The organism is Pseudodesulfovibrio sp. 7M6 (genome assembly GCF_050058625.1).
Lineage (GTDB): Bacteria > Desulfobacterota > Desulfovibrionia > Desulfovibrionales > Desulfovibrionaceae > Pseudodesulfovibrio > Pseudodesulfovibrio salinus.
In genome coordinates this window covers 3,092,193-3,105,943 of sequence record NZ_CP188816.1, presented here as the reverse complement: position 1 = coordinate 3,105,943, position 13,751 = coordinate 3,092,193, and the positions used below count along the sequence as shown (strand labels likewise).

Sequence of the window (13,751 nt, the reverse complement as noted above, 5' to 3'; positions counted from 1 at the left end):
GCCCCGCGGGGCGGTGGCCCATCTTTGATTCGTATCTCAGTCCAATAAAAAAGCCAAGGGTCAGCCGCAGGTAACCCGCAGGTCGGCCACCAGCGCTCCCTCGCCGTCCACCAGGATCGGGTCGAGCACGGCTTCCCGGATTTCCGGAAAGTCAGTGGCCATTTGCGAAAGGGAAAGCAGAATATCCTCAATGGCGGCCAGCTTGACCGGCTCGCCACCCGGCGCGCCCTGCAGCAACGGGAAAGAGCGTATCTCGCGCACGATGCCCTGGGCATCCTGCAGGGTCAGGGGAGCCAGCCTGTAGCTCTCGTCGTGCAACACTTCGGCCGAGGGCCCGGCGAGGCGGAACGAGATGAGCGGCCCGAACTGCGGGTCCTGTACGAGGCGGATGACCACCTCCATGGACCGGACCGGTCCCATGGCCTGCACCAGACAGCCCTGGATGTAGGCATCGGGCCGCATTCGCTGGGCGCGGATGGTGGTTTCCAGCCATGCGCGGCGCAGCTCCGCCGGGTTTTGCAGATTGACGGTCACGCCGCGCACGTCGCGCCGGCTGGGAATGTGCGGCGAGACGAGCTTGAGGGCTACGGGGTAGCCTATCTTCTTGGCCGCGCGCACGGCCTGCTCGCTGGTGCGTACCAGCCGAGATTCCGGCACGGGCAGTTCATAGGCCATGGCTACGTCCATGGCATCGGAAAAGGGCAGTTCCTTCAGCCCCAGCCGTTTGGCATCGCTCAGAATTTTTCGCGCCCGGCCCACATCGCGGCGGAAACAGACTTCGACCGGGTAGGGGCGGTTCAGCCAGCGGCGGTGGTCAAGCATGGCCGAGATGGCCCGGATTGCGGGTTCCGGGTAGCCATAGCATGGGATGCCGGCGTTTATGAGCAGGTCCCGGCCGGGGGCGATGCGCTGCTCGCCCATGAAGCAGGTGAAAATCGGTTTGTCGCATCCCTTGGTCACGTCGATGATGGCCTGGGCCGTCTCTTCTATCTGAGCCTGGGCCGTGGGGGCGAGCAGCACCAGAATGGCGTGGACGTATTTGTCGTTTACGGCGGCCTCAAGCGCCACGCGGTACCGCTCGGCCGGGGCGTCCCCGAGGATGTCCACGGGGTTGTAGATGGAGGCGATGGAGGGCAGGGCCGTGGAAAGTTTTTCCAGCGCCTTTTGCGATGGGCGCGGCAGGTGCAGGCCCGCGTTTTCGCATGCGTCCGCAGCCAGAATGCCGGAGCCTCCGGAGTTGGTTATGACGACCAGATTGGCCCCTTGCGGCAACGGCTGCCGGGCAAAAGCCCGGGCTAGGTCGAAGAGCTCCTCCAGATCGTGCACCTCGATGATGCCCGCTTGGCGGAAGGCGGCGGTGGAGGCCGCAACAGATCCGGCCATGGAACCGGTGTGGCTGGATGTGGCGCGGGCACCGGCCTGGGTGGTACCTGCCTTGATCATGATGACCGGCTTCTTTTCCGTGACGCGCCGGGCCTTGCGCAGAAATTTTTCACCGTCGTCCACACTTTCCAGGTAGCCGATGATGACGCTGGTTTCGGGATCGTCGCCGAGGGCCTCCAGCATGTCGGCCTCGGAAAGCCCCGCCTTGTTGCCCAGGGAGACGAATTTGGAGAAGCCGAGGTTTTCCCCGTCCGCCCAGTCGAGAATGGCGGAACAGAGCGCGCCGGACTGGGAGAAGAAAGCGATGGGGCCGGGGGCGGGCAGCGCCTGGGCTATGGTGGCGTTCAGGCCGCAGGCGGTATTGATGACGCCGAGGGAATTGGGGCCGAGCAGGGTGATGTTCCTGCGCCGGGCCAGGGCGGTCATGGCGGCTTCCAGTTCAAATCCGTCACGGCCGGTCTCGCGGAATCCGGCCGAGATGACGCAGACCGCACCTACCTTGGCATCGGCCAGCTCCACCATGGCCGGGAGAACCTGTTCGCGCGGGAGCACGACCACGGCCAGGTCCGGTGACGAGGGCAGGGTCGCGGCATTTTCATATGCCTTGATCCCCAGAATTTCACCTCCGGCAGGATTGACGGGAAACAATTTCCCCCTGTACCCTGCGCGCAACAGATTCGCCAGAATCTGATGACCGAGTTTGGCTGGGTTGCTCGACGCACCGACAACGGCAATGGAGTCGGGATCGAGAAGTGCGTTGAGACGAGAGCCGGAAAGCATGGACCTCGGAGGGGTTTAATGAATGTAAATGGCCTGCAAGAGTGTATCCACCATAGGTTTGCCCAAGTCAAGCTCCTGGAGACAGCGCTCACGCACAGTTCTTACGCCAATGAACAGGAGTGCAACGCCGACAACGAGCGGCTTGAGTTCCTGGGCGATGCCGTATTGGAGCTGTGTATATCGGAAGAGGGATTCAAACGGTTCCCGGAGGCTCCGGAAGGGCATCTGACGCGCATCCGTTCGCAACTGGTCATGGAAAAGAGTCTGGCCGCCATTGCGCGGGAGCTTGAGCTGGATCGGTATGTATTGCTGGGCAAGGGCGAGGAGCAGCAGGGTGGGCGCGATCGCGATGCCCTGCTGGCCGATGCCTTCGAGGCAGTTCTGGGTGCCGTGTTTCTGGATGCGGGATTTGAGACGGCCAAGCGCGTTATCCTGAATATCTTTGACGGGCGCTGGCCGGAGCCTGCCTCGTTGACCGAGGTGAAGGATTACAAAAGCCGGTTGCAGGAAGTTGCTCAGGAACGGTTCAGGGACCGGCCTGTCTACGTACTTTCGGGCACCAGCGGACCCGAGCACGAAAAGGTTTTCATCGTAGATTCCACCCTGCCTGGGGGCGAGGTGTTTCGCGGGGAGGGCTCCAGCGTCAAACGTGCCGAACAGGAAGCCGCCAAGCTGGCACTCGTCTCTCTGGGCGAGGAATAGTCTTCCCCCATCCATCAAAACAACCGGACCGACCCGGCAGCCCAAGGGCTGCCGGGATGGATTCCGATTGTCTTCAGTCGATAGGCTGAGTGTGTCTACGGCTAACCGCCGATCAACTGCATGGCCATTCTCGGCAGCGAGTTGGCCTGGGCGAGCATGGCGACTGCAGACTGGGTGAGAATCTGGTTGCGGACGAATTCCGTCATTTCCTGCGCCACATCGACGTCGGAGATTCGGGATTCGGCAGCCGACAGGTTCTCGGCCTGGATTTCCAGGTTGGTAATGGTGTTTTCCAGGCGGTTCTGCATGGAACCGAGGTTGGCGCGGATCTTGTCCTTGGAGATGATGGCCTGGTTCAAGGCCTCCATGGCGGCCTGAGCCAGCGCCTGGGTGGAAATGGTCTTGCCTGCGTTGATTTCTTCGGTTGTGGCACCGTTCTTGGCCGCGGCTGACATGCCGATGCCGAAGGCGGAAGCCGTGGCTCCCTGGATGGCGACGTAGTAGTAGTCCTCGGCGCAGTCGTTGCCGGTACCGAAGTGAATCTTCAGGGGACCGGTGGAGAGCAGGCCATGACCATTGTGCGGGTTTGTGGCCGCGCCAAGGTCGCCGGAAAGATTTCCGTTGAGCAGATAGATGCCGTTGAAGTCCGTCGCGTTGGCGATTCGGCTGATTTCCGAGGACATTGCCTGGTATTCCGAATCAATGATCAGACGCTGGTCGGAGTTGTAGGTACCGGTGGACGCCTGCATGGCCAGCTCTTTCATGCGGATGAGCTTTTCATCAATGACCTGGAGCGCGCCGTCGGCGGTCTGGATCAAGGAAATGGCGTCGTTGGCGTTACGGATGCCCTGGTGCATGGAGTTGACTTCCGAGCGCATGAGCTCGCGAATTGCCAGACCTGCGGCATCGTCGGCGGCGGTATCGACGCGAAGGCCGGATGACAGGCGCCGGGTCGAAGTGTTGAGACGGCTGTAGTGTTCCGTCAGGTTCCTCTGGGCGTTCATCGCCATGAGGTTGTGGTTGATGACTAAAGACATTTGAACCCTCCTTGTTCAATCTCGAAATCCATTTGGCGAATCTTAAGCAGCAAGCGTGCCAAATTATGTTTATTAAGTCGTATTAATAAGTTAAGTGTCTAAATAAAGTCTAGATGGCTGATTTTTCCGGGGAAAACGAAGAGGGAAAAAGATGCTGCGTCAACGAGGTGGCGGCGTTGAAGGGCAAAAGTTGCCTGTTTGAGGAAAGTTTGACGGAGGGGGAGGGCGCTGGGGCGCGGCCTGGGAGTAGCTGGTGCTATGTTAAAAATATGAAGCGCCGGAATTGCTGCTTCATATTCATATTATATAGGGGGAGGGGAGAGCCGGGTTTGAAGCCGTTCGGCTTCAAAATTCCTCCGATGCCCTTCGCGGGCGGCGGTTCTTTTTGCTGGGCCAAAAAGAACCAAAAAGGCCCTTGCGGGTAGCTTGGCCGCCTTCGTGTTACGCCGGAAGCATCCGATCCAAGCGGGACGGCTCCATCCCAGAGAAAATATAGTGCCGTTTCTCCGCGAATAGATCGAGGTTGCCACCATCCTTCCGGGTGGTCGACGAGAGCCGCCTTACCCGCTTGGTCGGCTGCTAACCGCCGAAACACAGGGCTGGTCTCAGCGAATTAACAGCAACGCCTTTCGGGACCGGACGGTTGTCTTCAGGACTTTCTTTTGCGGATATTCAGACTTTTGCTTGCCGCAGCGGCGAATATCCAAGCTGTTTCGAAGAAGCCCTGCGGGGACGCGGCTTAGAAGCTGACCAAACGGCCGGAGCGAATCTTTGCGGCCCGGCGGTTTTGAGCTTCCCGCCTTGGGTCGCAGGAGCGCAGGCCGTTTGGATCAGATTCTTTGCCCGTCACCGGGGCGCTGGGCATGGCACCCCAAGAGCGCTTTTTGCTTACTTTTGGGCGCTCTGGTCCAAAAGTAAGTCGCACCTTTAGGGTGCGAAACACTCTAAAGAGAATCCCGCCGGAGGCGGCTCCACTGCTGTATTTTGTCTTTTTCTTCTGCTTCTGCTTTTGCCTTTAATACCAAGAGCAGAGAGCCGGGTTTGAAGCCCTTCGGCTTCAAAGTCCCCTCCATGCCCTGCGCGGGCGGCGGTTCTTTTTGCTGGGCCAAAAAGAACGAAAAAGGCCCTTGGGGGTAGACTGGCCGCCTTCGTGTTACGCCGGAAGCATCCGATCCAAGCGGGACGGCTCCATCTCAGGAAAAGTATAGTGCCGTTTCTCCGCGAACAGATCGAGGCTGTCACCATCCGTCCGGGTGGCTCACAGGAGCCGCCTTACCCGCTTGGTCGGCTGCTAACCGCCGAAACACAGGGCTGGTCTCAGCGAATTAACTGTTACGATTTGCGAGATCGAACGGTTGTCTTCAAGACCTTCTTTTGCGGATGTTCAGACTTTTGCTTGCCGCAATGGCGCATAGCCAAGCTACTTCGAAGAAGCCCTACGGTGACGCGGCTTAGAAGCTGACCAAACGGCCGGAGCGAATCTTCGCGGCCCGGCGGTTTTGAGCTTCTCGCCTTGGGTCGCGGGAGCGCAGGCCGTTTGGATCAGATTCTTTGCCCGTCACCGGGGCGATGGGCGTGGCACACCAAGAGCGCTTTTTGGTTACTTTTGGGCGCTCTGGTCCAAAAGTAACTCGCACCTTTAGGGTGCGAAACCCTCTGAAATGAATCCCGCCGGAGGCGGCTCAACTTTGGCTTTTCCCCTTTTGATTTTGCCTTTGATTTTCTAGAAGCAGAGAGCCGGGTTTGAAGCCATTCGGCTTCAAAATCCCTCCAATGCCCTGCGCGGGCGGCGCTACTTTTTGCTGGGCCAAAAAGTAGGAAAAAGGCCCTTGCGGGTAGCTTGGCCGCCTGCGTGTTTCGCCGGAAGCATCCGATCCAAGCGGGACGTCTCCATCTCAGGAAAAGTATAGTGCCGTTTCTCCACGAACAGATCGAGGTTACCACCATCCGTCCGGGTGGCCGACGAGAGCCGCCTTACCCGCTTGGTCGGTTGCTAACCGCCGAAACACAGGGCTGGTCTCAGCGAATTGGCTGCTGCGCCTTCCGGGACCGGACGAGTGTCTTCGGAGACTTCTTTTGCGAATGTTCAGGCTCCTGCTTGCCGCTACGACATAAAAACAAGTTCACCCTATCTCAGCCCTGCGGGGACGCGGCTTAGAAGCTGACCAAACGGCCGGAGCGAATTTTCGCGGCCCGGCTTTTTTAGCTTCCCGCCTTGGGCCACGGGAGCGGAGGCCGTTTGGATCAGATTCTTGCCCCGTCACCGGGTCGATGGGCATGGCACCCCAAGAGCGCTTTTTGGTTACTTTTGGGCGCTCTGGTCCAAAAGTAACTCGCACCTTTAGGGTGCGAAACACTCTAAAAAGAATCCCGCCGGAGGCGGCTCCACTTCTGTATTTTATCTTTTGTATTTCTCTTCTGTTTTGTTTTTTTCTCCTGGAGAGAAAAGCCGGGGGTGAAACCGTTCGCCCCCCCCTCTTTTCTCTTTATTGCTGAATCCAAAAATGAAAACGGTCCGGCATATTTTGCCGGACCGTTTCGTTTTTGTTGCCCCGCGCGGGTCAAACGCGGAGCGTCTATGGAGAAGAAGTCAAACAGTATCGGGTCAGTATACTTTCGACTTTTTATCTTATCCTTTATCGCTTCAGGGCGATCACCTCGCCGAGCATGGAGTCTGTGGTGGTGATAACCTTGGTGTTGGCCTGGAAGCCGCGCTGCGTGGTGATCATGCGCACGAACTCTGTGGCCATGTCCACGTTGGACATCTCAAGGGAGTTGCCGTCCACCGTACCCTTGCCCGTGGAGCCTGCCTGTCCGGTCAGGGCCGGACCCGATTCAAGAGTCTCCGAGAAGAGATTACCGCCTTCGCGTCGCAGCCCGTGCTGGTTGGTGAAGGTGGAGAGCGTCAGGGCAAACAGTTCCAGGACCTGGCCGTTGGAATAATGGCCGCTCAATATGCCCTCCCGGCTGACCGAAACGTTCTGCAATACTCCGGCCGCGTATCCGTCCTGGCTCTGGAACAGCGTGGACACGCCGTTATCATAACTCTGCGTGGGCTGTGCGGCGATTGACGCATCCTTGAAGTTCGGAATCCAGGAAGTGTTGCTGGTGTAGGACAACTGGGCCGCATTGGCGTGGACCGGCAAAGTGCCGAGTCCCACGGACCAGCCCTTGGTGTCCGCGCCGCCGCCGTTACTGGAGAGGTCCTTGTTGGAGATACCGAAATCCAGCTGTATGGGTGACGCATTGGCCGCTTGGGCCGTGGAAGCGTTGGACTTGCCCAGGAAGTTTGCCGTGAATACCGGATACCCGCTAGTGGAGAAGTCCGCCAGGGTCCAGTTGGCCAAGTTCTTCGGCCCGCCGTTGTTGCCGCCGTTGGACTTGAGAGTGTAGGCGCTCATGCCGGAGATATGGCCGCCGGAAAAGGACATTGTGCCGATCATGAGTACACCGGCCGCGGATGTTGCGGCTTGACCTACGCCGGTCACATTGCCGTCCGCACCGCTGAGCATACGCTTGTCCGCAGAGGGATCCACGGTAACCATGTACTCCCACACGGTCTCGCCGCCCGCATTGCTCAGAGTGACCGGATCGAAGTAGACGGTCAGGTTGTGAGCGGTGCCTATTTCGTCGAAAACCTTGATGGTATTTGCATAGGCGTACCGGGAGGAGGCAAGAGGCGTATCCGCCGATCCGTCCCAGTTGCTGAACATGGCGAAATACGGATTGGTCGGATTGGTCGAGCTGTCGGGCAATGTCGGATCCAGATTGGTAATCATGGAAATGGACGTTGTCGCTTTCGGCGGGGACTGGAAATTGTCGAGTCGAATGTCCTTGGGGACGCCGACAATACGGGTGGCTTGCGCCGCCTCGTCTGTAGTGGAGGCAGAGGTGGAGACCGTGGTGGCGGATTGCTGCACTTCCCATCCCTGGAGAATATATCCATGTGGATCGCACAGATAACCGTCGTTGTCGAACCGGAAGTTACCGGCACGGGTGTAGAACTTGTCCTCCTGCCCCTTGGGGGAGACGACAAAGAACCCCTCACCCGAGATGGCCATATCCGTGGCCGAAGTGGAGGCCTCGTATGCCCCCTGGCTGAAATCCGAGTAAACGGTGGATACACGCACGCCTCGGCCGATCTGTCCGACGCCGTTGACCGTGGTGTAGTTCTGGCTCATAAGATCCTCGAAGTGCATCCGGGACCCCTTGAAACCGATAGTGTTTACGTTGGCAAGGTTGTTGCCGATAACTGTCATGCGTTCGGAGTGGGCCGACAAGCCCGAGATACCCGAATACAGTGATGCTCCTAAACCCATGGTGACCTCCTATATCTTCTCCATGTATATCCGGGGATTACCCGGCGTTTGTCTCTTGACCCTTATTTGCCGTCCTGACCGTCCTGGCCGTCATCTGGGGGCACGACGTCCGGGGCTCCGGGATTAACGACTTCCGTAATGTTTGCGAAGTTCAGGTAACGTCCGTCCTTGAGGCGCAGGTATTGGGTGCCACCCTCATTGACCACGGCGTCCACTTCGCCCGAGATTTCCGTCTGCACCAACACCGGTCCACCCTCAAGGTCCGTACCGAGGATACCCACACCGTAGGTTCCGTCGGGCAGCAGAGTCCCGGATTCGTTCTTGCCATCCCATTTATACTGGTAGGTTCCGGCTTCCTTGCTTCCCAGATCGACAGTGCGGACGATGGCGCCATCTTTGTCGTAGATGTTCATGGTTATTTTGGTGACTGTTTCGCCGAATCCGTAGTAAATGGTGGAGGCATCGCCTGTATCCAGGCTGATGTTGTATCCGTCGGCCTTGACTTCCTTGCCGATGAAGCTGACCGCGCTGAGCAGATCGTTGCCACTCAGAGATTCCTTGAGATCCTTTACACTCTGATTGATGCTTGTCAGCTGCTCCAGACTGGAGAACTGAGCCATCTGCGCCGTCATGTCGGAGTCCTCCATGGGATTCATGGGGTCCTGGTGGGTGAGCTGGGCCACAAGCAGCGTGAGAAAATCTTCCTGTTTCAGGGAATCGGAATGCTTTGGGGAATTGGAGGCGGCCAAATAGGCCTCCTGCTGTCCCAGCACACTTCTCGCAGCATCTACGTAAGGCATGACTTGTTCCCTTTAGGCGACGATATGCAGACCGTCGGTATGGACTTGCCGGACCACGTTTACGGCTTCGCCGAGGTCCACTCCGCCGGCATCCGTTCGCATGGCACGCATGTGGTTGCGCATTGCCGCCATGGCTTCACGATCCCGGGCCATGTTGTGCTCATTCTGGCCGAACCAGTTGTTTTCGTTGTAGTCGCCCGTCAGCCCGGTCTGGACGTCCATCTTGTCCACCTTCAGTCCCTGGTCTTGCAGCGCCTGCTTGATGACATCGACATTCTGGTGGATGAGCTTGGCTGCCTCGTGGGACTCGGCCTTGATGACGGCGCTGACTTCCTTGCCGTTCACCTGCAGGGAGACGCTCAGCTTGCCCAGGTTTTCCGGGGCGAGCTGCAGGGTCAGCTGCTTGGCGCCGTTGGACATGGTCTTGATGACCGCGTTCTGGACCTGGCGAAGGACCTTGGGGGCGTTGACCTTTTCCCACACGGTGTTGGACTTGGCGGTGGAGTCGGTCAGGGCCGCACTCAGGGCCTGGGCCGCATTTTCCGTCTTGCCCATGGTATGGGTGGAAAGGGAAGCGGAGGAAGAGTCGTCGTGCAGCTTGCCGAAGAAATCCTTCCAGGTCTTGTCGGAGTCGGTGTCGGTGTCCGGCTTCTGTTCCTGATTCTGCGTCTGGGATTCCGCCTGCTTGGGCAGGCCCTTCTGCTGGGCGTGCTTGGCATTGGATTCGGCCATGTTGTCGCGGCGGTTGTCCATGGCCTGCTTGAGGTCTTCCTTGACCGTCGTATCGGCACCGCCGTTTTCCGCGACGCGAGGCTTGAGGTCCACGGCTTCCTGAATATCCTTGGCAGCCGAACTCTCGCCGACTTCCTTGCCGGTGGCTGCGGCGAATGCCTTGCCCACGGCCTTGACCAGCTTTTGGTCCTTGGCGTCCAGAGTGGTCATTTCCTTGTTCAGCATGGTGAAGGCGGCCTTCATGTCCTTGCCGGTGGCGTTCTGCCCGAGCATGGATTGAATCTTGGAAGCCAGCGTATCCGAGCACTGCATGGCCGAAGTGAATGCGGTCACCTCGTCGTGAGTCAGCAGCAGTTGCTTGCCGTCGCCCAAGGCTTTCATCTGGGCCTTCAGGGCCTTCATGACCTTGTCGGATTCGCCCTTTTCAATCTGGGAGATAAGCTTGGCCGACTGTTTGTCGGAGAATCCCAGCTTGGAGAAAAATGAGGAGAGATCGGCCTTCTGCGCGTCACCCAGCGTAACCTTGCGCCCGGCGGCCATCTTGGCGGCCAGGGTGGATACTAATTCGTTCCAGGTCATCCCTTCTTCGCTGTTGACCTTGTCTTCCAGTTCGGAAATTTCCTTTTTGGAAAGGCCGTATTCCTTGAGGTCGTCCTTGACCTTGTCGAAATCTTCCTGCGTCATGCGCTGTTCGCGGGCGTCGGAAGTGGCAGCCTTTTCCTCGCTGACGGCATTTCCCTCGGCGGTCGTGCTCTTGCTCGCCTTGCCCACATGGTTTTCTTCCCGGCTCTGGGCCACGCTGTCCTTAGCCGTGGTGTTGCTTGCGTCGGTGGTGGCCGTGGTGGAGTCCATCACGGAGGCAACCATCTTGTCCTTGTTGGTAACCGGGGAAAGAGCCAGCCCATTTTCGACCGTATCGGAATGCCGCTTGAACAGCTCTTCGAACAGCGACTCCTTGTCGCTGGCCGAAGCCACCCTCGAAGTCTTCGAGGCTGCATACCGTTCTGCGGTGTTATCCGAATCGATGGCAGGAATATTTTGCATGGTTTTCTCCTTCGGCATCCTTTTCATCAAAAGGCGTGCCAAAAGTTGAAAACCTGGAATTTCGATAAGTTAATGTTTCTTTAGGTAGGCAGAAAGGGCCACTTTGGTTAGGCGCAGGCCCGAATGAGAGCTTCCAGATGATCGAGAACGGCAAGCCATGCCGGTTTGCCGTAGTTGCCGTTTTCAAGCTGCATCTGGGCCAGTCCGGTCAGGGGACGGACCTGGACCGGACACGCCTTCCAGAAGTCGGCGTCAAGTATGTTGCCGGTCTTGAGGCCGTGCCGAAGCTGGCGACTCATGGAAGGTATATGGGCGAGCAGGACCTGTGCCTCCTCCGGGAATTGCCGTGACAGATCGTCCCAGGCTGCGGAAGCCTGATCCTCATGTCCCAACCCGAACCGTGCGTTGAAATAGGCCTGCCAGAACCGGGAGAGCAACCGCTCCTCGTCCGGCGGCGCGTTGTCCAGCCTTTGCAGGTGATACAGTCCGTTTGCCCCCTTGCCCGTGCGGAACAACGCCAGGTCGGGCAGGGACATCTTCGCAAGCTTGTCGGGCCTGTCGTCGGTTACGATGCGGGCGATCAGCCCCGCCACTCTTTTCGGGGTAAAGGGTTCGCGGCACAGCAGGCGATCCTGATGGCACTGCCAGCACCCCGTGGCGCAGTCCATATCCGAGCGCAGGACATAGTGGCCGGGCGCGTGCGGTCCGGTCTCCCAGGGATTGACCGGTCCCATGGAGAGGTTGAGGCACTTGAGGCCGGTCCAGGCGGCCAGATGCATCGGGCCGGTATCCGGGGTGACGAACAGGGCCAGGGTCTGCCCCACAGCCCCCAGCTCGTCCAGACCCAACGTGCCGCACAGGTCGAGGACCGGGGCCTGGGCCATGCGCCTCACTTCCGCGCCCAGTTCCTTTTCCGCCGGACCGCCGAAAAGCGCGGGGCGCAGGCCTCGCGCCAGCAGCTCCCGCGCCAGCTCCGCCCAGAAGGCAGCGGGGGGACGTTTGGCCTTTTCGCTGGCGCCCAGGAAAAGCCCCACCTTGTTTACACCCCTGGGCTGGGTGCGCGGCTCGTCGAACCGGGTGGCCCGGATGGCTTCTGCCGGGATGACGTCCAGGCCATTGAGTTCGGCCCAGTGAAAACGGTTGTAGCGGTTGTTGGCTACCAGCGAGGTCCGGTAAAGCTGCCACGGGCCGTGGACGAACCTGCCGCCGCCGGACGACAGGACCGGCCCGAAGACCGCCTCGGACTTGACCTGCCCGGCCAGAGCGGCCGCCTTTTCCTGGATGGAAAGGTTGATGACCAGCTCGAAATCGTGCTGGCGGAGCACGTCCGCTCCCTCCCACGGAAAGTAGGTCACGGCTGGCGAAAATCCCATCAACGGCTTGTAGAACAACTCCTCGGCGGCCACAAAGATGGGATGGCCGGGGTATTGCCGCGTCAGCCAGAGCATCAGGGGGTAGGAAAGGATCAGGTCTCCCATCCGCTGCATCTGGAGTATCAGGATCGGCCGCTTGCCCATGTTTTATGCGAAGGTTTGGCGCATGATTTCCATGAGTGCGGTCATGCGGTGGTCGTAGGTGTGTTCGGCCAGAATGCGGCGGCGGGCGGCTTTTGCCACGGCGCGCCGTTTCTCCGGCGCTTCCAGATACATTTCCACCAGCCCGGGAATTTCGTCCGGATGGCTGTAGTAAGCCACCTCGCTGCCCGGCTCAAAGAGGTCTTCCAGGCCGCGCCGGTAGTCGGTGAGCAGGAAGGCCTCGCAGCAGGGCACGTCGAACACCCGCTGGTTAACCGCGCCGAGCATCTGGCGGCTCGTGCAGTTGAAGTTGATGTCGGACAGGGGATAGAAGTCCGGCAGTTCATCATAATAGGAAAGCTCCGGCTTGTACCGCCAGCCAGTCCGCCCCTTGAGCAGTTCCTTCCATCCCTGGTCGCCGACGATGAGCGGCTCGAAATCCAGGATGCGCAGCACGCAATCCAGCCGGTACATCAGCGTGGCCTGCCATGTCATGAAGGTCTCGAAGGCCTGCTTACGGGCGTTGGAACCGAGGGCTTCGAATTCTTCCCGCAGCTCCGGATAATTTTTTGTCAGGAAACGGCCGGAACAGAGTTCACCCGATTCGGCAAAGGCTTTGGCCACGATTAACCCGGCCTCGACCAGCCGTTCGCTCGGTTGCGAAGCTTCCAGCCGCTTCAGGGTCTTGGTTAGCATGGAATTGCCTACAAAGGATATGGACGCACTCCACGACGCATCGATATCCCTGCCCCGATGGGGCGCAAAGCGGGTGGGATCGGCCCCCAGTGGCAGGTGAAAAACATTGGGGAAACCCATGGCCCGGAGCGAGTCGAGATTGTCCAGGTCCCAGGTAAACAGGGCGGTCCGTCCGGCGTGCAGGTTGTGGTAGGAGCCGAGGATGAGGTGCGGATTGTCCACGAACCAGGACGCAAGCGGCACGTCCAACTGTTCCAGCAGCGTGGTCAGCACGCCCTCATGGTCCACGCCGAGGTGGTTTACCGTGAGCACGAAGTCCGGCTTGAACGAGGTCAGCGTGCTCATTATCCAGGAAACGAAGGTGTCGAGGTCCATCTCCTTGGTCCCGAAGTCCAGGAGCCGGTGCTCCACCCCCAACCGCTCGCACGCCGCCTGCAACTCGCCGATCAGAAAATACTGGCTGGTGAGCAGAAGGATGCGCGGTTTTTCCGATCTGAATTTCGGCCACTTGTTTCCCGGATTCTGCATGTTCACTTCGTAGCGGCCCGGTGGGGTTTTGTCCATAGGAAGGCAACGTTGACGACTGTGCGTTCGGTGCAGAAAAATAAAATGTCATCAATGGTTGCGATATATTCTTCTATTATGCTAAGCGAAACATAAATCTCCTGCCCGTGGGAGAGACGGCCAAAGGCCGTGCCGGGGCAGGGTACGATCCGGCACCTGAGCGACCAGAACGCCCGCCTT

The 13,751-nt window shown here is 59.2% G+C and carries 8 protein-coding genes; 1 reads left to right on the top strand and 7 read right to left on the bottom strand.

Annotation, left to right across the window (positions count from 1 at the left end; genetic code table 11):
- Window positions 1-60: 60 nt before the first annotated feature.
- Window positions 61-2,163 carry an acetate--CoA ligase family protein gene (locus ACI0FG_RS14495; protein WP_419785714.1) on the bottom strand — a complete coding sequence of 701 codons (2,103 nt, stop codon included), beginning with the start codon at window positions 2,161-2,163 and terminating at the stop codon, window positions 61-63.
- A gap of 18 nt (window positions 2,164-2,181) precedes the next feature.
- On the opposite strand from ACI0FG_RS14495, the gene rnc reads away from it, so the two are divergent.
- Window positions 2,182-2,865 (top strand): ribonuclease III, encoded by a 684-nt coding sequence (rnc, locus tag ACI0FG_RS14490; protein ID WP_419785713.1) that lies wholly within the window; start codon window positions 2,182-2,184, stop codon window positions 2,863-2,865.
- 101 nt (window positions 2,866-2,966) lie between these two features.
- Here rnc and ACI0FG_RS14485 read toward each other — a convergent pair whose 3' ends face one another.
- The 6 genes from ACI0FG_RS14485 to ACI0FG_RS14460 all read right to left on the bottom strand — a co-directional run bounded on the left by ACI0FG_RS14485 (window position 2,967) and on the right by ACI0FG_RS14460 (window position 13,535).
- Window positions 2,967-3,902 (bottom strand): flagellin, encoded by a 936-nt coding sequence (locus ACI0FG_RS14485; protein ID WP_419785712.1) that lies wholly within the window; start codon window positions 3,900-3,902, stop codon window positions 2,967-2,969.
- Window positions 3,903-6,538: 2,636 nt separating this feature from the next.
- Entirely contained in the window at window positions 6,539-8,221 is a 1,683-nt protein-coding gene (locus tag ACI0FG_RS14480; RefSeq protein ID WP_419785711.1) for a flagellar hook protein FlgE, read from the bottom strand.
- 62 nt (window positions 8,222-8,283) lie between these two features.
- Window positions 8,284-9,021 carry a flagellar hook assembly protein FlgD gene (locus ACI0FG_RS14475; protein ID WP_419785710.1) on the bottom strand — a complete coding sequence of 246 codons (738 nt, stop codon included), beginning with the start codon at window positions 9,019-9,021 and terminating at the stop codon, window positions 8,284-8,286.
- A gap of 12 nt (window positions 9,022-9,033) precedes the next feature.
- Complete coding sequence (locus ACI0FG_RS14470; RefSeq protein WP_419785709.1) at window positions 9,034-10,797, bottom strand: flagellar hook-length control protein FliK; 1,764 nt, start codon at window positions 10,795-10,797, stop codon at window positions 9,034-9,036.
- A gap of 107 nt (window positions 10,798-10,904) precedes the next feature.
- Window positions 10,905-12,314: a glycosyltransferase family 9 protein gene (locus ACI0FG_RS14465; protein ID WP_419785708.1), complete on the bottom strand. Its 1,410-nt coding sequence runs from the start codon at window positions 12,312-12,314 to the stop codon at window positions 10,905-10,907.
- Window positions 12,315-12,317: 3 nt separating this feature from the next.
- Window positions 12,318-13,535 (bottom strand): CgeB family protein, encoded by a 1,218-nt coding sequence (locus ACI0FG_RS14460; protein ID WP_419785707.1) that lies wholly within the window; start codon window positions 13,533-13,535, stop codon window positions 12,318-12,320.
- Window positions 13,536-13,751 lie beyond the last annotated feature (216 nt).

Coding starts and splice junctions, on each gene's coding strand:
- ACI0FG_RS14495 (WP_419785714.1), bottom strand. CDS start 2,163: ATGCTTTCCGGCTCTCGTCTCAACGCACTTCTCGATCCCGACTCCATT.
- rnc (WP_419785713.1), top strand. CDS start 2,182: ATGAATGTAAATGGCCTGCAAGAGTGTATCCACCATAGGTTTGCCCAA.
- ACI0FG_RS14485 (WP_419785712.1), bottom strand. CDS start 3,902: ATGTCTTTAGTCATCAACCACAACCTCATGGCGATGAACGCCCAGAGG.
- ACI0FG_RS14480 (WP_419785711.1), bottom strand. CDS start 8,221: ATGGGTTTAGGAGCATCACTGTATTCGGGTATCTCGGGCTTGTCGGCC.
- ACI0FG_RS14475 (WP_419785710.1), bottom strand. CDS start 9,021: ATGCCTTACGTAGATGCTGCGAGAAGTGTGCTGGGACAGCAGGAGGCC.
- ACI0FG_RS14470 (WP_419785709.1), bottom strand. CDS start 10,797: ATGCAAAATATTCCTGCCATCGATTCGGATAACACCGCAGAACGGTAT.
- ACI0FG_RS14465 (WP_419785708.1), bottom strand. CDS start 12,314: ATGGGCAAGCGGCCGATCCTGATACTCCAGATGCAGCGGATGGGAGAC.
- ACI0FG_RS14460 (WP_419785707.1), bottom strand. CDS start 13,535: ATGCAGAATCCGGGAAACAAGTGGCCGAAATTCAGATCGGAAAAACCG.